Source organism: Lysinibacillus sp. NPDC096212 (assembly GCF_044763105.1).
In the GTDB taxonomy this organism is placed as follows: domain Bacteria; phylum Bacillota; class Bacilli; order Bacillales_A; family Planococcaceae; genus Lysinibacillus.
Genome location: NZ_JBIWFQ010000001.1, coordinates 348,184 through 372,898, shown reverse-complemented (window position 1 = coordinate 372,898; position 24,715 = coordinate 348,184). Strand labels below are relative to the sequence as shown.

The following is a 24,715-nucleotide window of genomic DNA, read 5'->3' as shown; positions in this document are numbered from 1 at the left end:
ACCAAAGAAGTCAAACGATTAGAGCAAAAGTTAAAACGAGAGCAACGAAAACAAGCTCGTAAGCTCGAAGCCAACACGAAAGAGTATACTAAAAAACGAAAGCCAATCTATAAAACACCTTTAAAGAATATGAAAAATATTCAAAAACAACACACTGCAATCCGTAATTTATATAAGCGACTTAACGACATCCGAACAAATCATTTACATCAGTGTTCTAATGAGATTGTGAAAACCAAACCATCTCGTATTGTAATGGAACATTTAAATGTAAAAGGTATGATGAAAAACAAACATCTGGCGAAGGCGGTAGCCGGGCAAAAGCTATATGAATTCAAACGGCAAATTCAATACAAATGTCAAAAATACAGAATTGAATTTGTTGAAGCCGACAGATGGTTTCCATCATCAAAAACTTGTTCTAGTTGTGGACAAATCAAAACCGATTTGAAATTGAAAGACAGATTATTTATCTGTTCTTGTGGATTAAAGTTGGATAGAGATTTGAACGCAAGCATTAACTTAGCAAATTACTCAATCTAAGGAATTTAACTGACACTTAACCTTAGATGTGTACGCAACGATACTGCGGAATTTAAGCCTTTGGAGAGTCATACTAAATGGCAGTAGCTTTGGCGAAACCAGACTCAGAGAATAAGGAAGACACAAAATACGAAAGTCGGAAGATATAAGTTGTGTCACAGTAGAGATGTCTACATTTTTTAAGAAATGTATATGTTTTTCGTATCGGCACTCGTTTTATAGCGACAAAGGAATGTGTTGATGCCTCTGAGGCTTATAAAGAAGCCTTAATCGGAAGCACCGAGGCAGATACGACTGTTATAAAACGCTCTATAGGCGCACCGGCAAGAGCGTTGAGCAGTGAATTTACGGAAAAGATATTAGAAATTGAGCGTACTACACCTACGTATGAGGCATTAAAAGATTATATTAGCGGGAAAGCAAATAAACGTTTTATTTATGATGGCGAAAAAGATGAAGGAATTGGCTGGGCTGGACAAGTTACAGGAATGATCCACGATATTCCAACAGTCGAGGAGCTAATCACTCGAATGCTTGCAGAAGCAGAAAGTATCCGGGTAAAATGGTGTCAGTAAGATAAAGGTGGTTATGTCCAATGGAATACTCTTATCCATTTTCAACTGATTGGTCAACTGAGGAAATTGTTGATGTTGTCCAATTTTTTGAAGGAATTGAACAAGCTTATGAAAAAGGCATTAAGCGTGAAGTAATGATGACGAAATATCGTCGTTTTAAAGAAATTGTTCCTTCACAGTCCGAGGAAAAAACAATTTTCCGTGAGTTTGAAGAAGCAAGTGGCTATGTCAGTTACCCTGTTGTGAAACAAGCAAAAGAAGGAACTGATGGCACGATTATTAAAGTTGCCCCGAAGCAACGTCGATAAAAATGTGGACGTGAGAAATACTCACGTCCACATTTTTTATCTGCTAGCTTTACACTATCCCTGTGTTAAAAATAAGCGTATTTCATATACTACATAAACAATATAAAACATCCCAATTTTTTGAAAAGAAGAGAAAAAATAAATAATTTCCTCAAACCCTCATCCATAAGAATATTCCTCAAATAAATTTTCAATAGCTAGGAATAATAACGAAAATTTTCCACAATATATAAATATCATTAAAATTGTTTTAGTTATTATGTCACAAAGCTTGAAGCACAATCCGTCAAACTTTATTTTCCAACAATGATGTTATAAATAGGGAGTAAATGGCTAAAGGTTTCTTCCGTTAATTGATGAAGTTGGCTAGCTGACAGCTTGACAGCTTGATCTTTTGGAATATGGCGACCTACTAAAAACTCGCCTTTTTTAACATCACGTAAACGGATAAGTAATTCATCTAGCTTGTCTTCCTTTGCATCTTGCATGGAAATGGCTGCTGGAGACATGTGGTCCCCAGAGACAATGAAATCCTCAGGAAGCTGCTGCAGCATTGCTCTGTTGGCAATTAAACGTTCTGCCATCACATTTTTTTGTGGAGCTTCATAAATAATAGCTAAGACGATGAATAAATGTGTGCTCCAAAGTCCAATCTGAAAGTGAGGTAATGATTTATAACCTCTTTTGTACGGAGCGAAAGCAACCCAGCTGTCGTTTGGGGGATTTACTGTTCTACGCGCATGCTTCGCAACATGAGGATAAAATTCTTCTCCGAGATGACTCGAAAAGAAGGAAGAAAAATCCTCTCCAAGCAATTGGAATTTTGGACGTACACATACATTTAAAGCATCCATTCTCTGTTCTAAACCGTCTATTTGAAAAACATTGAAGTCTTTGTTAGTCCACTTTATTTTCGGCATTTTTATTAACTCCTTTCGATTTATAAGGTTTATTTTATAAGGAAAATGGGAAAAAATCTTATAACAAGCATTTTATCGAATGTGACAAGTTTTGTGAAAAAATAAAAAAAGGAAGTGATTTTTATGAAACCAATCGTAAAAATTATACGTAAAGTCGACATTGAAAAGCAATATGAACACATTTTGCAATTAGAATTAGATTATGAATTAGCCTCGCTATTCTCGGCAATGAATGAAAAAAATGAAATTGAAATTGAAAAAAGTAAAAAACGTCTTGGTGAAATTCAGCTGGAACTTGAAAGCTTGCACGCCTATGCGTAATAAAAATAATATTCCGATTTGAAAAATCACTTGCTGAATATTCCGACAGCAGGTGATTTTTATTGCTATAAAGGGTAAAATAGACAGTATATCATAATGGAAAGTTATATTTTCAGGGAAGAATTATGTGCTGCTTATTAAGTAGGCTAAAAGCATAGGACCTTTTCTTATAATCGAAGGGTGGGTTTTTATGGATTTACAACAAATTGATCAATTTGCGAAAAGTATTATATATGAAGCGGGTAGCCGTATTCGAGAGGCCTTTTCGTACAATCTAGTTATCGAGACAAAATCAAGTGCAAACGACCTTGTCACAAATATTGACCGTGAAACAGAATTATTTTTTATCGAAAAAATACGAGGTTTCGATCCAACCCACAAAATTTTAGGGGAAGAGGGTATGGGAGAGAAAGTTGAGTCGTTAGATGGTGTTGTATGGATTATTGATCCAATCGATGGCACGATGAATTTTGTGAAACAACATCGTCATTTTATGATTTCTATCGGTATTTTTGTTAATGGGGTAGGCAAGCTTGGTTACATATTTGATGTAATGCGTGAAGATTTATTTTATGCTATTGCAGGTGAAGGGGCATGGTACAATGACTCACCATTACGTAAATTGCAGTCAGTCAAAATAGAAGAATCGGTCATTGGTATAAACGCACACTGGGTAGCACCAAATCGACATATTCACAATGAAAAAGTAATTGAAATGGTTCGGAAAATACGTGGAACGCGGTCATATGGTTCAGCCGCAATGGAAATAGCGTTTGTTGTCAGTGGTAAATTAGATGCTTATGTATCAATGCGACTATCGCCGTGGGATATAGCTGGAGGTACGATTATCGCCAAGGAAGTTGGTGCTATTACCACTAATTTACACGGAGAGGGCTTTGATTTCTTGCATCAGGATACGTTTATTATTGCCAATCCTTCTATACACAAAGAGTTATTAGAAAAATATATTGTGCCTTATGAATAAAAAAGGAGCTGTCTATTTTTTAGACAGGCTCCTTCTTACATTAGCAATCAACTCTTATTAAAGTAAACCTTGCTCACGTAGTTTACGTTTCATTTTAAAGGCTGTCATGAAAATGACACAAGTAGCAACAATGCCTGCTATTATACCTAATACACTGTCAATTGCCACTGAATATCCGATAGAACACATTGCTAAAACAGCTGCTAATGCGTAAATGGCCATTACGAATTTTGCACGATTCATAGCCGAGCCTCCTATATTAAAAATTTGTAAATAAAATATATTTTTTAGAATGAGGAAAATTCTAATAAGGACATTTCTATCCTTCTTGTGCTATAATATCACAGTTAAACATTCGAAAAAAGAATATGGAGTGGAATAATGACAAACTTACGTCAAGATCTTCGCAATATCGCAATAATCGCCCACGTTGACCATGGTAAAACTACTTTAGTCGACCAATTACTAAAACAATCAGGTACATTCCGTTCAAACGAACGTGTTGAAGAACGTGCAATGGACTCTAACGATATTGAACGCGAACGTGGTATTACGATTTTAGCTAAAAATACAGCAGTAAACTATGAAGGAACTCGTATCAACATCCTTGATACGCCTGGACACGCTGACTTCGGTGGTGAGGTAGAACGAATTTTAAAAATGGTAGATGGCGTTGTACTAGTTGTCGATGCGTATGAGGGTTGTATGCCACAAACACGTTTTGTGTTGAAAAAAGCATTAGAACAACGTTTAACACCAATCGTTGTTGTTAATAAAGTAGACAAAGATTCAGCTCGTCCACTAGAAGTAGTAGATGAAGTACTTGAATTATTCATTGAACTAGGTGCAGATGAAGATCAATTAGAGTTCCCTGTTGTCTATGCTTCAGGTGTAAATGGTACAGCTTCTTTAGACGCTGATCCATCTAAGCAAGAAGCGGATATGAAATGTCTATTTAAGAAAATTATCGAAGCTATTCCAGCACCAATTGATAACTCAGAAGAGCCATTACAATTCCAAGTAGCTTTACTTGACTATAATGACTTCGTTGGACGTATCGGTATTGGTCGCGTATTCCGCGGAACAATTTCTGTAGGTCAACAAGTATCTCTTATGAAGTTAGACGGAACAGTGAAAAACTTCCGTGTAACGAAAATCTTTGGTTTCTTCGGCTTAAAACGTGAAGAAGTTGAGACAGCAAAAGCTGGTGACTTAATCGCCGTTTCAGGTATGGAAGACATCAACGTTGGTGAAACAGTTTGCCCTGTTGAGCACCCAGAAGCGCTAACGCCATTACGTATTGATGAGCCAACTTTACAAATGACTTTCTTAGTAAACAATTCTCCATTCGCAGGTCGTGAAGGGAAATGGGTTACTTCTCGTAAAGTAGAAGAGCGTTTACGTGCTCAATTACAAACAGACGTATCTTTACGTGTTGAAGATACTGATTCTCCAGATGCTTGGACAGTTTCAGGTCGTGGAGAGCTTCACTTATCTATCCTTATCGAAAACATGCGTCGTGAAGGCTTCGAATTACAAGTTTCAAAACCACAAGTAATCGTGCGTGAAATCGACGGCGTGAAATGTGAACCTTTCGAACGCGTTCAAATCGATGTGCCTGAAGAAAATGTTGGTTCAATTATTGAATCAATTGGTACACGTAAAGGTGAAATGCTTGATATGGTGAACAACGGCAGTGGTCAAGTTCGTTTAACGTTCTTAGTACCAGCTCGTGGATTAATCGGTTATACAACTGAATTCATGTCGATGACAAAAGGTTTCGGTATTATCAACCATACGTTCGATTGCTATCAGCCATTATTACCAGGAAGAATTGGTGGCCGTCACCAAGGTGTACTAGTTTCAATGGAAACTGGTAAATCAACAACTTATGGTATGATGCAAATTGAAGACCGTGGTACACTGTTCTTGGAGCCAGGTACAGATATTTACGAAGGTATGATCGTTGGAGAAAATACTCGTGACGCTGATATCACTGTAAACATCACAAAAATGAAACAAAAAACAAACATCCGTTCAGCAAACAAAGACCAAACGAATGTTATTAAAAAGCCACGTATTCTATCACTAGAAGAAGCGCTTGAATACTTAGGTGATGACGAGTACTTAGAAATCACACCAGAATCTATTCGCCTTCGCAAACAAATTCTAGATAAAAACGAACGTGAGAAAGCAGCGAAAAAATTACGTAACGCAGAACAATAATTTTCCGCTGACATGAAAGGAAGAGGAGTCTTGGATATAAAGTCCGCTTTATTGGGTGAACTAAATGTTATTCAAGTTGCTGCATCAACAAATGCAGAGGAAACAACAAAGGTTTATGAGAGAATGGCTGGTATAACAAGATTTTTATATGAAAATTTACCGAGCTATGACATTGCAGGCTACGTTGTATTTCTTCTTGTATTTGTACTTTCTGCTATTGTCTATAAATTAGGCTTTGCAAAGAAGTTAAAGCTATCTCAAAATATTGCCATTTATGTATTCCTGTTCCTAGGATGTATTATGTTGACATTTTTCGCGTTGTTCCTACCTATGATTGAGGGTCTCATCGTAGCGGCGTTAATTTTGATTGTATATAAAACACGTATGTGGCGTGAAAAAAGAGAAGAGCAACAAGCTGCAAATCGATGAGGGTAGCTTGGCTCCTATACCGTGAAACTTGTATTGAGTTTTTAAGTAATAAAACAGCCTTAGCATTAATTTGCTAAGGCTGTTTTATTTGGTATAGTAAAAAATTTTATCGTTTTAAGCCATCTACATATAAACGATTGGCTACGGAACCCATTTTCAATCGATTGTGTCTCTCAAACCTAAATTGATTGGCACCGAAATCTTCTAGTGTGAATAAGTTAATGTCGATAGGCTTATTTCATCAATCAAGGAGGAAATGGAATGCGGTGGCTTAAAAAAGGTTTACTATTTAGTGTTATTGCTTTATTATTCCTTTCTTTGACGGCGTGCAATAAAACAGAGCTTGAAAAAGTCAAAGTTGGGGAAGTGACGCGCTCGATTTTCTATGCGCCGCAGTATGTAGCACTTGAAAAAGGGTACTTCAAGGATGAAGGGCTTTCCGTTGAGCTACAAACAATTGCAGGTGGCGATAAGACAATGACAGCGTTACTTTCTAATGGCATTGATATCGCCTTAGTTGGATCGGAAACTTCTATTTATGTAACGCTCCAAGGCGCCAATGACCCGATTCAAAATTTTGCGCAGTTAACTCAAACTGATGGCACATTTTTAGTGGCGCGTAAAAAGATGGATAATTTTTCATGGGATCAATTAAAAGGCTCTACATTTTTAGGACAACGTAAAGGTGGAATGCCACAAATGGCTGGTGAGTTTGTCCTGAAAAAACATGGCATTGACCCTGCGAATGATTTAAAGCTCATTCAAAACATTGATTTTGCTAATGTTTCTACAGCCTTTGCTTCTGGAACAGGGGACTATGTACAGTTATTTGAACCACAAGCTAGTATCTTTGAGAAAGAAGGTAAAGGCTATATTGTCGCTTCATTTGGTACTGAATCTGGGCAATTACCTTATACATCATTTATGGCGAAAAGCAGCTATTTAAAAGACAATGCGAAGACAGTTCAAGGCTTTACAAATGCATTGAAACGAGCACAGGATTTTGTACAAAAAGCGAGTCCGGCCGAAATAGCGAAAATTATTCAACCATACTTTGAAAATGTCGATGTTGGATTAATTGAAACAGTGGTTGAGCGTTATAAATCACAAGGTTCCTATGCTACAGATCCTATTTTGGATAAGGGGGAATGGGATAACTTGCAAAAGATCATGGAGGAAGCAGGTGAACTTCCTCAACGGGTGGATTATGAAAAGCTTGTGAATACAACCTTTGCTAAAAAGGCAGCTGAGTAATATGGAAATTTTAAAAGTAGAAAATATTCACCATAGCTATTTTTCAAAAACGCAGGCTAAGGAAGTTTTACGTGATATAAATTTAGATATTCGTGAAGGTGAGTTTGTTTCTTTTATAGGGCCTAGCGGATGTGGGAAAACGACGTTATTATCAATTATTGCGGGCTTATTTGCGTCTACAGAAGGTAAGGTATACATTGATGGTGAGGAAATTTCATCACACAATCAGTCTCTCATTGGTTACATGCTTCAGCAAGATTATTTATTTCCTTGGAAAACTATAGAGGAAAATGTCACGATTGGTTTGAAAATCATGGAGCGAAGCACTAAAACGCATAAAGTAACTGCAAATGCACTTTTGCGAGAAATTGGTTTACCGCACGTAGGGAATAACTATCCGAGAGAGTTATCAGGTGGCATGCGTCAACGAGTAGCACTGGCAAGAACTTTAGCGGTGGACCCTAAAATTTTATTGCTAGATGAACCGTTTTCGGCACTTGATTATCAGTCTAAATTAAAACTGGAGGATTTGGTTGTTGAAACGTTAAAGGCCTATCAAAAAACTGCAGTTCTTGTAACACATGATATTGGTGAAGCCATTGCGATGAGTGAACGGGTATTTCTATTCTCGGCAAATCCGGGTACATTGCATAGAGTTTTTGAAATACCTTCGGAGTTACAAGAGCTTTCACCTTTTGATGTTCGACAGCATCCAGCATATTCAGATATATTCCAAACTATTTGGAAGGAGCTGGAGAGTCTTGGATAATGCTTTATTTAAACAGTATCTGCAAATGCTAAAAAAAGAAAAGCGCTATGTTCGATTATATCAGCTTATTATCTTACTCGTATTTTTTTGTGGGTGGGAGCTTCTTTCAAGATTTGGATGGATTGACCGTTTAATTTTTAGTTCACCAACGCAGGTATGGCACACATTAGTAGAAAAAGTGAGTGATGGTACGTTAACACTGCACGTTGGTGTAACGTTAATGGAAACAATCATTGGCTTTATTGCTGGTACATTAATAGGTACTTTAATAGCAATCGTATTGTGGTGGTCACCGATGCTATCAAAGGTGCTGGATCCATATTTAGTAATTTTAAACGCCATGCCGAAAGTTGCCTTAGGGCCAATTTTAATAGTCGCTCTTGGTCCGGGGTATTTTTCAATTATAGCGATGGGTGCGTTGATTTCAATCATTATTACAACCATCGTAGTTTATACAGCTTTTAAAGGGGTAGATCCAAACTACAGCAAAGTATTACAAACTTTTGGGGCAACTAGATGGCAAATATTTAGGGCAGTTATTTTACCTGCTTCGTTCCCAACGATTATTTCTACTTTGAAAGTAAATGTAGGACTTTCTTGGGTAGGTGTCATTGTAGGTGAGTTTTTAGTTGCTTCCAAAGGGTTAGGTTATTTAATTATTTATGGCTTCCAGGTGTTTAATTTTAATCTTGTGCTTATGTCACTTCTCATCATTGCTTTCTTTGCTACGATTATGTATCAGGTTGTCGAGTTAATTGAGAAGGCGATTGTAAAAAATAATGATTAGACGACGAAGGAGGTGTCTCAAAAATAATGAGACACTTCCTTCAGTTGTTGAAAAACTCTTATATTAATGAAATTAAGGTTTCCCATTATATAAAGTATGGCTCTTCGGCAAAGTGCGGGGGTTGATTTCCGTTCCGACAGGGTGCTTTCGCGCAGAGCAAAGCTTCCTAGGGGCGTCCGATGAGCCGCTTCGCTTCGCTGCAGGGTCTCGGGCCAACATGTCTTTTGCGCGAAAGCGTAGTGCTAACGAAGCGTCAGCAAAAGGGTTTCATTCTGTGCGAAAGCGTAGTGCAACGAAGCGACAGCAACAGCACGATGTTGGTCACGAGGGCGTTATCACAGGACGTGATGCTTTTAGCCTTCGTTCCTCTTTTGCTAATCCCCTAGGAGTCACCCAGCCTCCACTCCAATCAACCACTTCACATAGCGCGTATCTTCTGGCATGTTGCTCTAATTTATAGTGATAAACCAAAATTTCAGCAGCAAATGTTTTCTGTGCGAAAGCGAAGCGTAAGCAACAAATGTTTTCTTCGATGAAATGAAGTGTCAGCGGCCCAGGGTTACGATCGTATCACTGTTATAAGTCTTTCCATTCGATTAGAGAGCCTGGAATCACCTTTATCTAAAGCACCGCAACATTCACAAAAATGTCCTTGACCATTTTATTTTTCAACACTATAAAGGAGGTGTCTCAAATAATGAGACACCTCCTTCAATTGCTGTTAAAATTCTTTATCCATTTGTGGTGAAGTACGATAAAAACGGAAATTTCCTGTTTCAATGCGTGCAACGGTATTTTCTTCAATACGATCATGGCATGTGCCACACATATACGTATGAATTGGTCGATTGCGTAATTTTTTTGCTAACGGTAAATTATCATCTAAATTGTTAATTGTATCGCAAATAACGCATTTTACGCGCATTGCATTCCCTCCTACTCAGCACGAATTGCTACTATATTTTTGATAGGGTTGTCTACATTTGAACCGTCTCTAAATAGCACATGAACAGGGCCATCTTCCATTAATGGCTTGCCATCTTGGCTATATTTTAAAATTAATGTGTAAGCTTCTTCAATTGTAAATGAATATTCTTTGCCATCTTCACATTCAATGACGATTGTTGTTGCTTCAGGTTTAATCTCAGCATTTTTCAAGAAGTGACTTAATTCAATCCCGAAAGTACCTGTTTCCATCCCTTTGCGGTCAAATTTTCGTTCTGATTTCAATGTTGGTGGGAAAGTAGCTCCTTCCATAATCTCACGCGACCAGTGAGCACCTACCTCACGCATATATTTAATATCCGAATCTTCCTCAACTTCTTTTGTATCGAAGTACGTTTTTAAATCTAATTTACGATCATCGAAAATCCAAACAGTGGGATCTAATGTTAGTTGGAATGTAACTGCGCCCTTGATAGGAATTATTGTTTCCATTATAGAAATCCTCCTCAAATCTTGTATATCCATGAAATAGTATAACGCTAATGACTAGAGATAATAAAGAAATATAATTCGATTTCTCTATTTTCCAATGTAGACACTTGCATTTTTAACGACTAAAAGATAAACTTTATTAAGATAGAATCGAAGAAATATCAGATAATGGGGGCGTCCTCATGGATACTAAATCACAAACTTCTTTTCAGGAGAAGGCTTTGGAGCTTTTAGTTGCTGATGCAGACAAAATTGCTCGCCTCATTCGAGTACAAATGGATCATTTAACAATGCCACAATGCCCTTTATATGAAGAAGTATTAGATACACAAATGTTCGGCCTTTCACGTGAAATTGACTTTGCTGTGAAGCTTGGACTCGTTGATCGCGAAAAAGGCAAAGAAATTCTCGATTCACTCGAGAAAGAGCTTTCTGTACTACATGACGCGTATACAGACAAATAAAAAGAAAAAACTCAAACGCAATTTGCGATTTGAGTTTTTTTTCTAGAATGAGGTTTTCCGATGAAACAATATTTAAAACGTTATGCACAAAATTTTGATTACCCATTATTTTTTACTGTCCTATTTTTATGCTTATTTGGATTAGTAATGATTTATAGTTCAAGTATGATGGTAGCGATTGCAATAAAAGAAAAGGCGCCAGATTATTATTACCACAAGCAAGTAATCAATTTATCTGTAGCTTTTCTTGGATTTTTAGCAGCGGCATTTTTCCCGTATAAGCATTATGCAAATAAAAAAGTTATGTTGATACTTACCGCTGTATTAGTTGTACTATTTACTTGGGTAAAAATTGCAGGTAATGGTGATGAAGTAGGAATAGGGTCTAAAAGTTGGATTCATGTCCCTGGTTTTGGGAACTTTCAGCCTTCTGAATATGCGAAGCTATTTATAATTTTATATTTTGCTGCTGCTTTTTATCGGAAAGGACAAAAATATACACTTGAAAAGCTACAACCAAAAGAAATATTTTATCCAATATTTATCTGGATTATGGTTGTTGCTGGCGTAGCATTTGAAACCGATTTGGGAGCAAGTATTATTTTATGTGGAATTGCTGTTTCTGTTGTAGCAGCGAGTGGCATTCCATTTAAAACGTTTTGGAAGTTTTTTGGGGTATTGGGTGCGTTTGGAGGAGTCATCTTTGGTATACTAATGCTGTTTAAAGGAAATATGTTAACGCCAAACCGTATGGGACGTCTTCATTCTTTCATAAACCCGTTTGAGTATGAGAGTGGTAGTGGTCACCAAGTTGTCAATAGTTATTATGCCATTGGCGGAGGCGGTCTAGAGGGAAGAGGTCTCGGTCAATCGATTCAAAAATTGGGGTATTTACCTGAACCACAAACCGATTTTATTATGGCGATTATTATGGAGGAACTAGGAATTTGGGGCGTTCTTATCGTTTTAGGTGGTATAGGATTTATTGTATATAAAGGATTTTCGATTGCGTTGCGCACGAAAGATCCACTAGCACGTATGATTACGGCTGGTATTGCGAGCTGGATTGGCTGGCAAACGTTTATCAATCTTGGGGGTCTAACTGGGTTAATCCCGTTAACCGGTGTAACGCTACCTTTTATTAGCTATGGCGGGACATCTATAATTATTCTATCTTTAGCAATGGGAATATTAATCAATGTTTCTATGTTTGAAAAGGTAGAAAGGAGAAAGACACAATCATAAAGGGGGATATCAATGGAGTCAATCAAAAAAATTCTCGTAGCCAATCGAGGAGAAATTGCAATTCGTATTTTCCGTGCATGTACGGAGTTGAATATCCAAACAGTAGCTATTTATTCGCGGGAGGACAGTGGGGCTTTCCATCGCTTTAAAGCAGATGAGGCCTATTTAGTAGGAGCTGGCAAGAAACCAATTGATGCTTATTTGGACATCGAGGGCATTATTTCGATTGCCAAAGATGCTAATGTTGATGCGATTCATCCGGGTTATGGTTTTTTATCGGAAAACGTAGAATTTGCACGTCGATGTGAAGAAGAGGGGATTGTCTTCATTGGGCCGACTTCTCAGCATTTAAATATGTTTGGAGATAAGGTGAAGGCGCGTGAACAAGCAATTGCTGCAGGCATTCCTGTTATTCCTGGAACAGATGGTCCAGTAGATAATTTAGCAGAGGTAAAGGCTTTTGCTAGCGCATATGACTATCCAATTATGATTAAGGCAGCATTAGGCGGCGGTGGTCGTGGAATGCGTCTTGTTCATACAGAAGAGGAGCTAGCTTCCTCCTATGAACGTGCAAAATCAGAGGCGAAGGCAGCATTTGGCTCTGATGAGGTATATGTAGAAAAGGCTATTATTAAGCCAAAGCATATTGAAGTCCAAATTATTGGCGACCAACAAGGTAATATCATTCATTTATATGAACGTGATTGCTCGATTCAACGTCGTCATCAAAAGGTTGTTGAAATTGCACCATCTAATTCAATTTCGGAAGATTTAAGAAACCGAATTTGTGATGCAGCGGTTCAATTAATGAAAAATGTCTCATACATAAATGCAGGGACAGTAGAGTTTTTAGTCGCAGGCGAGGATTTTTATTTCATCGAAGTCAACCCTCGTATTCAAGTAGAGCATACGATTACTGAAATGATTACGGGTGTTGATATTGTGCATGCCCAAATTAAAGTAGCAGCAGGCTACGGACTGCATAGTGAGGAAATCCACATTCCACAACAGGCAGATGTTCCAATGATTGGCTATGCTATTCAAGCACGTGTTACAACGGAAGACCCTGCTAATGACTTTATGCCAGATACAGGGAAGCTTATGGTGTATCGTTCAAGCGGTGGCTTCGGCGTTCGATTAGATGCCGGAAATGGCTTCCAAGGGGCTGTAGTAACACCGTTCTATGATTCATTGCTGGTGAAAATTTCAACGACAGGGATGACGTTTAAAGAAGCTGCAGCAAAAATGGATCGAAATTTAAAAGAGTTCCGTATTCGTGGGGTGAAAACGAATATCCCATTCTTAAATAATGTCGTGACGCACGAGAAATTTTTAACAGGTGCATTTGATACAAGCTTTATCGATACAACACCTGAGCTATTCATTTTCCCTGAGCGCAAGGACCGTGGGACAAAGCTCTTAAGCTATATTGGTAATGTGACGCTAAATGGCTTCCCTGGAGTAGAGCAGAAAGCGAAACCAATTTTTATACAGCCGAGCATTCCGAGAGTCGATAAACTAATCGTTCCTCCAGCGGGGACGAAGCAAATTTTAGATGCCCAAGGAGCAGACGGGCTTGTGAAATGGATTCTAGAGCAAGAGGACGTGCTATTAACGGATACAACTTTCCGAGATGCGCACCAATCACTTCTTGCGACACGTGTACGTTCACAGGATATGTTCGAAATTGCAGATGCAACAGCGCGTATGATGCATGATTTCTTCTCACTCGAAATGTGGGGAGGCGCGACGTTTGATGTGGCTTACCGTTTCTTAAAAGAAGACCCATGGGAGCGCCTTGCCAAGTTGCGCGAACAAGTACCGAATGTGCTATTCCAAATGTTATTACGTGGTGCGAATGCAGTTGGTTACACAAACTATCCAGACAATTTAATTCGTGAATTTATCGCTGAATCAGCGGCATCAGGCATTGATGTTTTCCGTATTTTCGATAGCTTGAACTGGATTAAAGGAATGGAAGTAGCCATTGATGCTGCACGTCAATCAGGTAAAATTGCTGAAGCTGCGATCTGTTACACAGGAGATATTTTTGATGAAACAAGAGCGAAATATTCAGTTCAATACTACAAGGAAATGGCAAAAGAGCTGGAAGCAGCAGGTGCCCATATTTTAGCGATAAAAGATATGGCTGGATTATTGAAACCAGAAGCAGCATATCGTTTAATTTCCGAGTTGAAAGAGACGACAAGCCTACCAATCCATCTGCATACGCATGATACAAGTGGCAATGGTATTTATTTATATGCCAAAGCGATCGAGGCGGGAGTGGACATCATTGATACGGCGCTCGGTTCGATGGCAGGTTTAACGTCCCAGCCAAGTGCAAATTCCTTGTACTATGCAATGAAGGGCAGTAAGCGTGGGGTTCGTGCCGATATTGATGCGCTTGAAAAGTTATCGTACTACTGGGAAGATGTGCGTAAATATTATAAGGATTTTGAAAGCGGCATGATTAGCCCGCATTCAGAAATTTATGTCCACGAAATGCCAGGAGGCCAATACAGTAACTTGCAGCAGCAGGCCAAAGCAGTGGGCCTTGGGGACAGATGGGAAGAAGTGAAGCACATGTATTCCCGTGTAAACCTTCTATTTGGCGATATTGTCAAAGTAACCCCATCATCGAAAGTTGTCGGTGATATGGCGTTATTTATGGTACAAAATGATTTAGATGAAAATTCTGTACTGACAAGAGGGCAAACTATCGACTTCCCAGATTCTGTGATTGAGTTCTTCCAGGGGTATTTAGGACAACCGCATGGCGGCTTCCCAGAGGCACTGCAAAAGGTTGTGTTAAAGGATCGTGAAGCAATTACTGTACGTCCTGGCGAGCTATTAGGGCCTGTGAATTTTGAGCAACTAGAGGCGGTACTCGAGGAAAAATTAAATCGTGCCGTGACGAAACAGGATGTGCTAGCGTTTGCTTTGTATCCAAAAGTGTTTGAAGAGTATGCCAAAACAGTGAACTCCTTCGGTAATATTTCGGTATTAGATACGCCAACATTCCTATATGGGTTAAAACTAGGCGAAGAAATCGAAGTCGAGATCGAAAAAGGAAAAACACTGATTATAAAACTTGTTTCCATTGGTGAACCACAGCACGATGGTACGCGTGTTATTTACTTTGAGCTAAACGGTCAATCCCGTGAACTAGTCATTCAAGATATGACTGTCGAAGTAGATGGTAGCTTGGCATTGAAAGCTGATCCAAGCAATCCAAATCAAATTGGTGCAACGATGCCAGGTACGGTCTTAAAGGTAGTCGTATCAAAAGGAAGCCATGTAAAACGTGGGGATCACTTATTGATTACTGAAGCAATGAAAATGGAAACGACCGTCCAAGCACCGAAAGATGGCATCGTGAAAGAAGTTTACGCAAGTGCGGGCGACGCCATTTCAACAGGTGATTTGTTAATTGAAATTGAATAATTGATAAAAAAGAAGGTTATTAGATGGCTTTTATAGCATACTAATAACCTTTTTCTTTGCTATATTGATTCATCAGCATAATGTAGGATTGCTTTCCCGGGGGCGTCGGGGCAACAAGTCTGTGCGAAAGCGAAGCGACAGCAACAAATGTTTTCTGTGCGAAAGCGAAGCGACAGCAACAGATGTTTTCTGTGCGAAAGCGAAGCGGCAGCAACAAATGTTTTCTGTGCGAAAGCGAAGCGGCAGCAACAGGATGTTGGTTTTATCGGAACACTTTCAGGAATTATCGACCAACTTTTGAATTTTATCTACTAACTTTTACGTTTTATCTACTAACTTTCACGTTTTATCACCCAACTTTTAAATTTTATCGACATCCACCTTCCAGAGAGCAAAAAAGATTCACACACAAAACTTTATTTTGTCGCAACTAACATTTTCATATGACACGTTTTAATAAATGCCATTCCCAACTTTTGATGATGTACCTATAAATATTACTATTGTTTAATAATAAACTTGTTGATTTTTTGACATATTATTGAGATAGAAGCGTTTGAAAATAAAAAGATTCGCCATCGAAAATATGGCGAATCTTTTTCTACTATTATTTGTTTTTTTCATTATAATTGCTACGTGCAACTAGCATTACCATATAGCAAAGTAGACCAAATAGAATTGAAATAAATAATGAATGAAGTAATGCGACTGTTAAATTCAATTTAGTTAGAACTACTAGCATACCAGCAATTACTTGTAAAATTACTATCGTAAAGGCAATAATCCAGCCGTAGTAAATAACACGTTGATGTTTATATTCTTTTACAACGTGCCACGTTATGTATGCAATCCAAATGAAAAAGATAAGAACAGCTAGACGATGTCCCATTTGCACCCATTCATACATATTATTAAAAGCTGCGAATGGTGTGTCGTTATAGCAAAATGGCCAGTCAGGACATATTAAGCTAGAATCTGTATGGCGAACAAGCGCCCCTGTATAAACGACTAAATAAGAATAAATTGTGACAGCAATCGTATGCCAACGCAATTTTTTTCCAATAAAAACGTTATCGGCATCAAATTTCCGATCGACTTCAAATACAATCATAGAAAGAAGGAGTACAGCAGCAAAGGAAATAAGAGAAATCCCAAAGTGGAGCGCTAATATGAAATCACCTTGTCCCCACAACACTTGAGCTGCTCCGATAAGAGCTTGTGCGATTAAGAAAAACATCGCTAAGAAACCTAATAATTTTACTTCGCGAATATGACCGAGTTTACGCCATGTCCAAACTGTTAACGCAAGAATTGAAATAGATACGACCCCAGTTACAAGACGATGTGAAAATTCAATTAAGACTGCTGATGTAATTTCTTTTGGAATAAGAGAACCATTGCAATCAGGCCAGTTTCGACCACAGCCTAAGCCACTATCTGTTTTGGTAACTAGTGCCCCACCTAGTAAAACAAGGAGCATTCCAACTGTAGCGGCAACAGCAAACCATTTCATATACCTGTTGTGTTGCATAAAATGAGTCACCTACTTTATCTATGGACATTACATGAAAGTAATGTTTCTGCTACTAGATAATATCGAAAATACAATTAAAATACAACTTGTAATGAGTAGGGAGTATTAGATGTCGATTCCATTTCACAAATTGTTCATAATTTCGTACTCTAACCTTCACAATTCATTTTAGAAAATGATTTACTATAGATATGTTGTTTTTAATATATTTCTAGACAAAGCTAATTTTTACAACTTCATCTAAATTTCACTTAATGTCTAGAAATCAATCGCAAATTTCGCTATAGTAATTGGTAGCGGAATATGCTTACAAAAATGAAAGGAGAAGGTATCATGTCAAACGGTCGTGCACTGACGGCTACTAGAAATAATGGACCAGCATCTACATCTGTTGTAAAAGATTTCTTAGCACTAATAAAAATTGGAATCGTTAACTCGAATCTTGTCACAACGTTTACAGGGATGTGGCTGGCATTTCAATTTTCTAGTAGACACTTCTTGCAAGAGCTTGATGTCATATTGTTCACCATGCTGGGTGCGGCATTAATTATAGGTGGCTCAGGCGCAATGAATAACTTTATTGATCAGGATATTGATCCAATCATGAAAAGAACAAAGGGTAGACCGACAGTAACGGGTAGATTTAAGCCGAATTTTGTATTGACTATTGCCCTCTCATTTTTAATTGTAGGTGAAATTTTGTTATTTGCGGCATCGTTTGCTGCCGGCATGTGGGGACTAGTAGGGATATTTGCTTATGTCGTTCTGTACTCAATGTGGTCAAAGAGGAAGCATGTTAGTAACACGGTTGTAGGAAGTATTTCAGGGGCGATCCCACCAGTTATTGGGTTTGCAGCAGTTGAACCTGCATTAGGTCCTGGAGCACTTGCCCTATTTCTTATTATGTTTGCATGGCAACCACCGCATTTTTATGCACTTGCTATGAAACGTACTGAGGAATATCGTGCAGCTAATATACCAATGCTACCTGTAGTAAAAGGATTTAAACGTACAAAGTACTCAATGTTTTTCTGGATTCTTTTATTATTACCATTACCATTCCTTTTACCAGAGCTTGGGGTTGGCTTCTTAATTCTTGCCACTGCATTGAACTTGGGCTGGTTGATTCTAGCTTGTAAAGGCTTTACCACAAAAGATGATATGAAATGGGCAAATAAAATGTTTATCTATTCTTTGAATCATATGACCATACTATTTGTATCCATCATAATTTTTGCGTTGTTTAGCTAAATTTAGGAATTCTTTCTTTTCCTAAAGAATTCATATAGACAGAACTTATTTCCTAGGTACACATGAAAAATACAACAAAGAAAGAGGGGTTTAATTAAGCTATGATGAAAGGGCTTAAAAAATGGCGTCTTTTTTCACTACTAGCAGTGATGATGGTTTTCCTTTCTGGTTGTGGTGAAGAATATATTTCTGCACTGAAACCATCTGGTCAAGTAGGTAAAGAACAATTCAATCTATTAATGCTAGCTACTGGAATTATGACGTTAGTTGTAGTGGTAGTATCCGTTATCTATTTACTTGCATTCTTAAAATTCCGCCGTTCAAAAGTTGGCGAAAACGTTATTCCTAAGCAAGTAGAAGGAAGTCACACTCTTGAAATAATTTGGACAGTTATTCCAATTATTTTATTATTAATCTTAGCTGTACCAGTTGTTACGGCTACTTACAAATTTGCAGATGTTGCTGCGATGGAAGAAGTAGATGAAAACGGTGACAAAACAGCACTTACTGTAAATGTAACTGCACATTTATATTGGTGGGAGTTTGAATACCCTAACCAAGGTATTATAACTGCACAAGAATTAGTTGTACCAACAGGTCAAAAAGTTTACTTTAACTTAAAAGCTGCCGATGTTAAGCACTCATTCTGGATTCCTGCTGTAGGCGGTAAAATGGATACGAACGTTGATAACTTAAACAAGTTCTATCTAGAATTCGATAAAGAATCAAAAGACCTTAAAGACGGCGTGTTCTATGGTAAATGTGCTGAGTTATGTGGTCCTTCACACGCATTAATGGACTTCAAAGTTAAAGCATTGAGCCCGGATGCATTCGATGCATGGGTAGCTTCAATGAAAACAACAGATAAAAAAATGCCTGATAAAACTTCAGCTGATCTAGGCGAGGCAACATTTGCTAATAGCTGTATGGGTTGTCATGCTGTATCTGGTACAGGCGGTTCAGGTTCAGCGGGTCCTAACTTAGCTACATTTGGTGACCGTAACCGTGTCGCTGGTTTCTTAGATCATGATGAAGAAAACTTAAAAGCTTGGATTAAGAATCCTGAGCAATTCAAGCCAGGTAACTTAATGATGAACGCAGAAGGTACTGCGCCAGTTTATGGCGATTTAACTGACGAAGAAATTCAAGCTCTAGCAACTTATATCATGGGCTTATCTGTTGAGAAATAATTTTAACTTTTATGTAACAAACTTTGAGGGAGGTAAAAGTTGTGAGCTCATACACACAGAAAAAGGGCTTTGGAGCAACTGTCTGGGAATACATTACAACTGTTGACCATAAAAAGTTAGCAGTAATGTATTTATTAGCCGGTACATTGTTCTTCGCTATCGCTGGTTTTGAAGCGTTATTAATGCGTATTCAATTAATGAAACCAAATAACGATTTCGTCTCAGCTGGTTTTTTCAATCAATTATTAACAATGCACGGAACAACAATGTTATTCCTAGCTGCGACTCCATTACTATTTGCATTTATGAACATGCTTGTACCATTACAAATTGGTGCGCGTGACGTAGCATTCCCGTTCCTTAACTCTTTAGGGTTCTGGTTATTCTTCCTAGGTGCATTATTCCTTCACCTATCATTCTTTATGGGTGGCGCGCCTGATGCGGGCTGGACGTCTTATGCATCATTATCTTTATATTCTCCTGGACATGGTATTGACTTCTATGTTCTCGGTTTACAAATATCAGGGGCGGGTACATTAATATCAGGTCTTAACTTTATCGTTACGATTATTACGATGCGTGCTCCAGGTATGACATTCATGCGTATGCCATTATTCACTTGGACAGCTCTAGTATCAAGTGCATTAATTCTATTCGCATTCCCTCCACTAACAATTGGTTTATTAATGATGTTATTTGACCGTATGTTCGGTGGTAACTTCTTTGACCATTTAATGGGTGGTAATACAATTATTTGGGAACACTTATTCTGGATCTTCGGACATCCAGAGGTTTATATCTTAGTATTACCGGCGTTCGGTTTATTCTCTGAGATTATTCCAGCGTTCTCTCGTAAACGTTTATTTGGATACTCTTCAATGGTATTCGCAACAATTTTAATCGGTTTCTTAGGGTTCATGGTTTGGGCTCACCACATGTTTACAGTTGGTCTTGGGCCAACAGCCAACGCAATCTTTGCTGTTGCAACAATGGCAATTGCCGTTCCAACAGGTATGAAAGTATTCAACTGGATCTTAACTATTTGGGGCGGATCTATTAAAGTTACAACACCAATGCTTTATGCACTTGGTTTCATCCCGTCATTCGTTGCGGGTGGTGTTACAGGGGTAATGCAAGCATCTGCACCTCTTGACTACCAATTACACGATTCTTACTTTATCGTTGCTCACTTCCACTACGTAATCGTTGGTGGTATCGTAACAGCGTTATTTGGTTCAGCGCACTTCTACTGGCCAATTTTCTTCAACCGTATGTTAAACGAGACACTTGGTAAAATTACTTTCTGGGTATTCTTTATTGGATTCCATTTAACGTTCTTCGTTCAACACTTCTTAGGTCTAATGGGTATGCCACGTCGCGTATTCACTTACATGGAAGGTCAAGGTTGGGATTCGTTCAACTATATCTCTACAATCGGTGCATTAATGATGGGTGTAGGGGTTATCTTAATGGTAATCAACTGCTTAATGTCAATCAAAGGCAAACCAGCAGGTCGCGATCCATGGGGCGATGGACGTACATTAGAATGGTCAATTCCACAACCAATCCCATTCTATAACTTCCGTCAAACACCACTTGTTCGTGGTTTAGATCCATGGTGGATCGAAAAGCAAGAAGGTAATAAAGAAGTTACATTTGCTGAGCCAATCGGTGATATTCATATGCCAAACAACTCAGCTATCCCATTTGTTATTTCTATGGGCTTGTTTATCGCAGCATTCGGTGCTCTTTATAATCAAGATGCAGATAAACCATGGTCAATTTATATTTTAATTGGTGGTCTTGCAATTACATTTGGTGCTATGATTTTCCGTTCTGTTAAGGACGATCACGGTTTCCACTTACACAAAGAGGAAATTCTTGAAATTGAAGAACATCTTTACGGCAAAGGAGGAAATAAATAATGGATTTCAATACTAAATTTACTCCTCATACTTGGCCAGATCATCCTGAACAAGCGACGATGGAAGGGAAAAATAAAGTTGTTGGTTTCTGGATTTTCCTTGCCTGTGAAGTTGTACTTTTCGCAAGTTTATTCGCTACTTACCTAGCACTTAAGAACAAAGGGCCTGCTGGCATGGAGTTCACAACACAAGATTTATTTGAATTACCTTTAGCTTTTGCTATGACGATGTTATTATTAACATCTTCACTAACATCTGTTTATGCCATTTACCATATGCGTAACTTTAACTTTAAAGCTATGCAAACTTGGTTTGGTATAACATTACTTTTAGGTCTTGGATTCTTAGGTCTTGAAATCTATGAATTCAATCATTATGTAGGTCTTGGTTTTACATTTGACCAATCTGCATTCTCAACTGCGTTTTATTCATTAGTTGGTACACATGGTTTCCACGTAACATTAGGTCTTGTGTGGTTTGCTACGTTAATGCTTCGTAATGCTAAGCGTGGTCTTAACTTATACAATGCACCTAAATTCTTCGTGGCTGCTTTATACTGGCACTTTATCGACGTAGTTTGGGTATTCATCTTTACGGTAGTATACTTGATGGGAGTGATCGGATAATATGTCTTCACACGATACACCTATAGTTGCTAAGTCTCAGGCACAATACGAGTATGATCGTCATCATAATGCCGTTCATATGCGTAAACAAGTTATCAACTTTGCGATTATGATTTTCTTTACGTTTATCGCATTCGCAGTAGTTGCAGCTGATTTTTCTAAATACTTAATATTACCGCTTATTTTATTGCTTGCTGGTGTTCAAGTTGTTCTTCAACTTTACGCTTTCATGCACTTAGAAGACAAAAAAACACACTTCGGTGGTGTAATTGGCTTCTTCATGTGGATGGGTATTTTAATCGCATTTACATTCTTCTTAGCATTTTTAACAATTATTTGGTGGTAATCACCAAAAAAGCACGTTCTCTACTTCGGTAGGAACGTGCTTTTCTTTTTGGGTTCTATTCACGTTATAGTGATGAGCCGGTATGAATTAATATAATTCATGTGAGAATGATTTTCGTTCCAGGTTACTCGCGTTCCTGTGGGCGAGCGTCGAGCCGCTTCCTTCGCTGTTGTTGTTGCTGTCGCTACGCTTTCGGACAGATAAAACATTTGCTGCCGCTACGTTAGCACTACGCTTTCGCACAGAAAACATCCGCTCCGTGCAGGGTCTCGCCTGTCTCGCTTTCCCACGGGAGTCGAGTAGCCTTCCACTCCAATCAGCAATAGCGTAGAATTTTTATAAATTTTATTCATTTCAATAGTGGACGCTATGGATAACACACCATAATGAATAGAATAGACTTGTAACAGTGACGTAATTGTACATTTCTGTTGGTTTTACACAGACAAACCCTTTTGCTAAAGATACGTTTTCATTTAAATTAAGAGAATACATGCTATGTGAATCAGTTGATTGGAGTGGAGACTGGGCGACTCCTCGGGGATCAGCAATAGAGGAGCGAAGGCTAAAACCATCACGTCCTGTGATAACGCCTTCGTGACCAACATCGTGTTGGCCCGAGACCCTGGAGTGCAGTGAAGCGGCTCATCGGACGCCCCCAGGAAAGCGCCCAGTCGGAACGGAAATCAACCCTACGCTATGCTGAGGAGCTGGAATTTCCAATAAATTTGGGTACATCATTGAAAGTTGAGGATGACATTTTGTTAAAACGTATGTCATGTGAATCAGTTGATTGGAGTGGAGACTGGGCGACTCCTCGGGGATCAGCAATAGAGGAGCGAAGGCTAAAACCATCACGTCCTGTGATAACGCCTTCGTGACCAACATCGTGTTGGCCCGAGACCCTGGAGCTAGCAGCGCGAGTGAAGCGGCTCATCGGACGCCCCCAGGAAAGCACCCAGCCGGAACGGAAATCACCCCACGTTATGATGATGAGCTAGCAAAAAATAATATAATCCATGTTGGGTTTTTATACTCTGAATATTTTTTCTATAAATATGATAATCCTGTAAGAGAGGTAAACTATAGATAGTAATTTGTTCACCTTTCGTTCATTGCAGAATAAGTGTAAGCGTTCTATAATAGGGGTACTGAAGTTAAAGGAGTGCGTTCTGTATGCCACTTAGTATATTTGGTTTCCAAGCTTTATGGAGCCCATACTTAATAGGGGTTCTTGTTTTCATAACAGTCATCTATTTTCTAGTCACAACAAAGTGGCGCAAGGATTTTAAAGTAAGTGAGCCTTTGAAAAAGGAAGAGGCTATTTATTTTGTACTGGCAATGGTAACGATTTATATTATTAAAGGATCACCGATAGATTTAATGGCGCATATTATGTTTACGATGCATATGGTGCAAATGGCTATTTTATTGTTACTTGTACCGATTTTCATAATTAAGGGAATTCCTTGGTGGGTATGGAAAGTAGCGATTGAAGCACCGGTTGTTAAATCTTTATTTAAAGTATTTACACTCCCTGTCGTTGCGGTATTTGTGTTTATTGGTTTATTTTCTTTTTACCACTTACCTGCAGTATTAGACTACATTAAATTAACCGAAACTTTACATGGTACATATACGTTTGTATTATTTGTTTCTGCAGTTTTAATGTACTGGCCTTTGATTCAAAAGATGCCTAATCGTCCGCAAATGAAACCTTTGTATAAATTAGGCTATATCATTGCGAATGCGGTATTAATTACACCTGCGTGTGCGTTAATAATTTTTGCACCAAACGCTATGTATGAAACATATACAAATGGTGATGCATGGCTAAAGGCAATGGAACTTTGCGTACCAGTTTCCACATTATCTAGTTTATCTCTTTCAGGACCAGAGCTCTTTACAAATATGTCAGCTGTTGCCGATCAGCAACTAGGCGGTGTTTTAATGAAGATTTTACAAGAGCTTATTTTTGGGGTATTACTCGGATCAATCTTTATTAAATGGTATCGTTCAGAACAAAAGGATCCTGATAAAATTACTGCTGATGCATTAAAAGAACATCAAAAGAAATGGGAAAGTCAACAACAACAACATCAGTTGTAAAAAGAAACTTAAATTTGTATAAGG

At 38.3% G+C, this 24,715-nt stretch carries 24 protein-coding genes and 1 pseudogene; 19 read left to right on the top strand and 6 right to left on the bottom strand.

The window, feature by feature from the left end; all coding sequences use genetic code 11:
* From ACIQ7T_RS01760 to ACIQ7T_RS01750, 3 genes and pseudogenes are all read left to right on the top strand, one after another.
* A partial coding sequence (locus ACIQ7T_RS01760; RefSeq protein WP_402868265.1) for an RNA-guided endonuclease InsQ/TnpB family protein occupies positions 1–543 on the top strand: 543 nt, incomplete at its 5' end.
* A 203-nt stretch (positions 544–746) separates the two neighbouring features.
* Positions 747–1,118, top strand: a pseudogene (locus tag ACIQ7T_RS01755) (NAD(P)H-dependent flavin oxidoreductase); the annotation flags it as partial.
* A gap of 20 nt (positions 1,119–1,138) precedes the next feature.
* Entirely contained in the window at positions 1,139–1,426 is a 288-nt protein-coding gene (locus ACIQ7T_RS01750) for a UPF0223 family protein (RefSeq protein ID WP_370083138.1), read from the top strand.
* A gap of 293 nt (positions 1,427–1,719) precedes the next feature.
* On the opposite strand, the gene ACIQ7T_RS01745 is transcribed toward ACIQ7T_RS01750, so the two are convergent.
* Positions 1,720–2,346 (bottom strand): YktB family protein, encoded by a 627-nt coding sequence (locus ACIQ7T_RS01745; protein ID WP_370083136.1) that lies wholly within the window; start codon positions 2,344–2,346, stop codon positions 1,720–1,722.
* A gap of 123 nt (positions 2,347–2,469) precedes the next feature.
* Here ACIQ7T_RS01745 and ACIQ7T_RS01740 point away from each other — a divergent pair, with 123 nt between their 5' ends.
* Positions 2,470–2,667 carry a hypothetical protein gene (locus tag ACIQ7T_RS01740; RefSeq protein WP_370083134.1) on the top strand — a complete coding sequence of 66 codons (198 nt, stop codon included), beginning with the start codon at positions 2,470–2,472 and terminating at the stop codon, positions 2,665–2,667.
* Positions 2,668–2,857: 190 nt separating this feature from the next.
* Positions 2,858–3,652 carry an inositol monophosphatase family protein gene (locus tag ACIQ7T_RS01735; protein ID WP_370083132.1) on the top strand — a complete coding sequence of 265 codons (795 nt, stop codon included), beginning with the start codon at positions 2,858–2,860 and terminating at the stop codon, positions 3,650–3,652.
* A 57-nt stretch (positions 3,653–3,709) separates the two neighbouring features.
* Here the strand turns inward: ACIQ7T_RS01735 and ACIQ7T_RS01730 are convergent, their stop codons facing one another.
* Entirely contained in the window at positions 3,710–3,895 is a 186-nt protein-coding gene (locus ACIQ7T_RS01730) for a DUF5325 family protein (RefSeq protein ID WP_370083130.1), read from the bottom strand.
* A 138-nt stretch (positions 3,896–4,033) separates the two neighbouring features.
* Here ACIQ7T_RS01730 and typA point away from each other — a divergent pair, with 138 nt between their 5' ends.
* The 5 genes from typA (at position 4,034) to ACIQ7T_RS01705 (ending at position 9,117) form a co-directional block, all read left to right on the top strand.
* Positions 4,034–5,878: a translational GTPase TypA gene (typA, locus tag ACIQ7T_RS01725; RefSeq protein ID WP_370083128.1), complete on the top strand. Its 1,845-nt coding sequence runs from the start codon at positions 4,034–4,036 to the stop codon at positions 5,876–5,878.
* A 30-nt stretch (positions 5,879–5,908) separates the two neighbouring features.
* Complete coding sequence (locus tag ACIQ7T_RS01720) at positions 5,909–6,307, top strand: YlaH-like family protein (protein WP_370083126.1); 399 nt, start codon at positions 5,909–5,911, stop codon at positions 6,305–6,307.
* Positions 6,308–6,568: 261 nt separating this feature from the next.
* Complete coding sequence (locus ACIQ7T_RS01715) at positions 6,569–7,561, top strand: ABC transporter substrate-binding protein (RefSeq protein ID WP_402868261.1); 993 nt, start codon at positions 6,569–6,571, stop codon at positions 7,559–7,561.
* Between the two features lies 1 nt (position 7,562).
* Complete coding sequence (locus tag ACIQ7T_RS01710; RefSeq protein WP_370083122.1) at positions 7,563–8,330, top strand: ABC transporter ATP-binding protein; 768 nt, start codon at positions 7,563–7,565, stop codon at positions 8,328–8,330.
* A complete protein-coding gene (locus ACIQ7T_RS01705; protein ID WP_370083120.1) occupies positions 8,323–9,117 on the top strand; it encodes an ABC transporter permease in 795 nt (264 codons plus the stop codon). The genes ACIQ7T_RS01710 and ACIQ7T_RS01705 overlap by 8 nt, the downstream gene beginning before the upstream one ends.
* 721 nt (positions 9,118–9,838) lie before the next feature.
* On the opposite strand, the gene ACIQ7T_RS01700 is transcribed toward ACIQ7T_RS01705, so the two are convergent.
* Positions 9,839–10,042 carry a YlaI family protein gene (locus tag ACIQ7T_RS01700; protein ID WP_053483434.1) on the bottom strand — a complete coding sequence of 68 codons (204 nt, stop codon included), beginning with the start codon at positions 10,040–10,042 and terminating at the stop codon, positions 9,839–9,841.
* Between the two features lie 11 nt (positions 10,043–10,053).
* Positions 10,054–10,554 carry a molybdopterin-binding protein gene (locus tag ACIQ7T_RS01695; protein WP_370083118.1) on the bottom strand — a complete coding sequence of 167 codons (501 nt, stop codon included), beginning with the start codon at positions 10,552–10,554 and terminating at the stop codon, positions 10,054–10,056.
* Positions 10,555–10,736: 182 nt separating this feature from the next.
* Between ACIQ7T_RS01695 and ACIQ7T_RS01690 the strand changes: the two genes are divergently transcribed.
* Genes ACIQ7T_RS01690 through pyc form a run of 3 tightly spaced genes read left to right on the top strand, consistent with a single transcriptional unit; the run spans position 10,737 to position 15,710 of the window.
* The gene (locus tag ACIQ7T_RS01690) at positions 10,737–11,018 is read left to right on the top strand and encodes an Fpa/YlaN family protein (protein ID WP_049668302.1); all 282 of its coding nucleotides are present in this window, start codon (positions 10,737–10,739) and stop codon (positions 11,016–11,018) included.
* A gap of 60 nt (positions 11,019–11,078) precedes the next feature.
* Positions 11,079–12,263, top strand: coding sequence for an FtsW/RodA/SpoVE family cell cycle protein (locus tag ACIQ7T_RS01685; RefSeq protein ID WP_402868258.1), 1,185 nt, complete (start codon positions 11,079–11,081; stop codon positions 12,261–12,263).
* 12 nt (positions 12,264–12,275) lie between these two features.
* Positions 12,276–15,710, top strand: coding sequence for a pyruvate carboxylase (gene pyc, locus ACIQ7T_RS01680; RefSeq protein ID WP_402868256.1), 3,435 nt, complete (start codon positions 12,276–12,278; stop codon positions 15,708–15,710).
* A gap of 607 nt (positions 15,711–16,317) precedes the next feature.
* Here pyc and ACIQ7T_RS01675 read toward each other — a convergent pair.
* Entirely contained in the window at positions 16,318–17,241 is a 924-nt protein-coding gene (locus ACIQ7T_RS01675; protein ID WP_370083112.1) for a COX15/CtaA family protein, read from the bottom strand.
* A 336-nt stretch (positions 17,242–17,577) separates the two neighbouring features.
* Here ACIQ7T_RS01675 and cyoE point away from each other — a divergent pair, with 336 nt between their 5' ends.
* From cyoE to ACIQ7T_RS01650, 5 genes are all read left to right on the top strand, one after another.
* The gene (cyoE, locus tag ACIQ7T_RS01670) at positions 17,578–18,495 is read left to right on the top strand and encodes a heme o synthase (RefSeq protein WP_370083110.1); all 918 of its coding nucleotides are present in this window, start codon (positions 17,578–17,580) and stop codon (positions 18,493–18,495) included.
* Positions 18,496–18,596: 101 nt separating this feature from the next.
* Positions 18,597–19,685, top strand: coding sequence for a cytochrome c oxidase subunit II (gene coxB / locus ACIQ7T_RS01665; RefSeq protein ID WP_370083108.1), 1,089 nt, complete (start codon positions 18,597–18,599; stop codon positions 19,683–19,685).
* A gap of 41 nt (positions 19,686–19,726) precedes the next feature.
* Positions 19,727–21,610, top strand: a complete 1,884-nt coding sequence (gene ctaD, locus ACIQ7T_RS01660) for a cytochrome c oxidase subunit I (RefSeq protein WP_370083106.1) — start codon at positions 19,727–19,729, stop codon at positions 21,608–21,610.
* A complete protein-coding gene (locus ACIQ7T_RS01655; RefSeq protein WP_132357625.1) occupies positions 21,610–22,236 on the top strand; it encodes a cytochrome c oxidase subunit 3 in 627 nt (208 codons plus the stop codon). The genes ctaD and ACIQ7T_RS01655 overlap by 1 nt, the downstream gene beginning before the upstream one ends.
* 1 nt (position 22,237) lies before the next feature.
* Positions 22,238–22,582 (top strand): cytochrome C oxidase subunit IV family protein, encoded by a 345-nt coding sequence (locus ACIQ7T_RS01650; protein ID WP_053594672.1) that lies wholly within the window; start codon positions 22,238–22,240, stop codon positions 22,580–22,582.
* Between the two features lie 697 nt (positions 22,583–23,279).
* Here the strand turns inward: ACIQ7T_RS01650 and ACIQ7T_RS01645 are convergent.
* Complete coding sequence (locus tag ACIQ7T_RS01645) at positions 23,280–23,519, bottom strand: hypothetical protein (protein ID WP_402868252.1); 240 nt, start codon at positions 23,517–23,519, stop codon at positions 23,280–23,282.
* A 239-nt stretch (positions 23,520–23,758) separates the two neighbouring features.
* On the opposite strand from ACIQ7T_RS01645, the gene ctaG reads away from it, so the two are divergent.
* A complete protein-coding gene (gene ctaG, locus ACIQ7T_RS01640; protein ID WP_402868251.1) occupies positions 23,759–24,691 on the top strand; it encodes a cytochrome c oxidase assembly factor CtaG in 933 nt (310 codons plus the stop codon).
* Positions 24,692–24,715 lie beyond the last annotated feature (24 nt).

Excerpts from the sequence above, each read along its gene's own strand:
- ACIQ7T_RS01750 (WP_370083138.1), top strand. The coding sequence starts at position 1,139 with ATGGAATACTCTTATCCATTTTCAACTGATTGGTCAACTGAGGAAATT.
- ACIQ7T_RS01745 (WP_370083136.1), bottom strand. The coding sequence starts at position 2,346 with ATGCCGAAAATAAAGTGGACTAACAAAGACTTCAATGTTTTTCAAATA.
- ACIQ7T_RS01740 (WP_370083134.1), top strand. The coding sequence starts at position 2,470 with ATGAAACCAATCGTAAAAATTATACGTAAAGTCGACATTGAAAAGCAA.
- ACIQ7T_RS01735 (WP_370083132.1), top strand. The coding sequence starts at position 2,858 with ATGGATTTACAACAAATTGATCAATTTGCGAAAAGTATTATATATGAA.
- ACIQ7T_RS01730 (WP_370083130.1), bottom strand. The coding sequence starts at position 3,895 with ATGAATCGTGCAAAATTCGTAATGGCCATTTACGCATTAGCAGCTGTT.
- typA (WP_370083128.1), top strand. The coding sequence starts at position 4,034 with ATGACAAACTTACGTCAAGATCTTCGCAATATCGCAATAATCGCCCAC.
- ACIQ7T_RS01715 (WP_402868261.1), top strand. The coding sequence starts at position 6,569 with ATGCGGTGGCTTAAAAAAGGTTTACTATTTAGTGTTATTGCTTTATTA.
- ACIQ7T_RS01710 (WP_370083122.1), top strand. The coding sequence starts at position 7,563 with ATGGAAATTTTAAAAGTAGAAAATATTCACCATAGCTATTTTTCAAAA.
- ACIQ7T_RS01700 (WP_053483434.1), bottom strand. The coding sequence starts at position 10,042 with ATGCGCGTAAAATGCGTTATTTGCGATACAATTAACAATTTAGATGAT.
- ACIQ7T_RS01695 (WP_370083118.1), bottom strand. The coding sequence starts at position 10,554 with ATGGAAACAATAATTCCTATCAAGGGCGCAGTTACATTCCAACTAACA.
- ACIQ7T_RS01690 (WP_049668302.1), top strand. The coding sequence starts at position 10,737 with ATGGATACTAAATCACAAACTTCTTTTCAGGAGAAGGCTTTGGAGCTT.
- ACIQ7T_RS01685 (WP_402868258.1), top strand. The coding sequence starts at position 11,079 with ATGAAACAATATTTAAAACGTTATGCACAAAATTTTGATTACCCATTA.
- pyc (WP_402868256.1), top strand. The coding sequence starts at position 12,276 with ATGGAGTCAATCAAAAAAATTCTCGTAGCCAATCGAGGAGAAATTGCA.
- ACIQ7T_RS01675 (WP_370083112.1), bottom strand. The coding sequence starts at position 17,241 with ATGCAACACAACAGGTATATGAAATGGTTTGCTGTTGCCGCTACAGTT.
- cyoE (WP_370083110.1), top strand. The coding sequence starts at position 17,578 with ATGTCAAACGGTCGTGCACTGACGGCTACTAGAAATAATGGACCAGCA.
- coxB (WP_370083108.1), top strand. The coding sequence starts at position 18,597 with ATGATGAAAGGGCTTAAAAAATGGCGTCTTTTTTCACTACTAGCAGTG.
- ACIQ7T_RS01655 (WP_132357625.1), top strand. The coding sequence starts at position 21,610 with ATGGATTTCAATACTAAATTTACTCCTCATACTTGGCCAGATCATCCT.
- ACIQ7T_RS01650 (WP_053594672.1), top strand. The coding sequence starts at position 22,238 with ATGTCTTCACACGATACACCTATAGTTGCTAAGTCTCAGGCACAATAC.
- ACIQ7T_RS01645 (WP_402868252.1), bottom strand. The coding sequence starts at position 23,519 with ATGAGCCGCTTCACTCGCGCTGCTAGCTCCAGGGTCTCGGGCCAACAC.
- ctaG (WP_402868251.1), top strand. The coding sequence starts at position 23,759 with ATGCCACTTAGTATATTTGGTTTCCAAGCTTTATGGAGCCCATACTTA.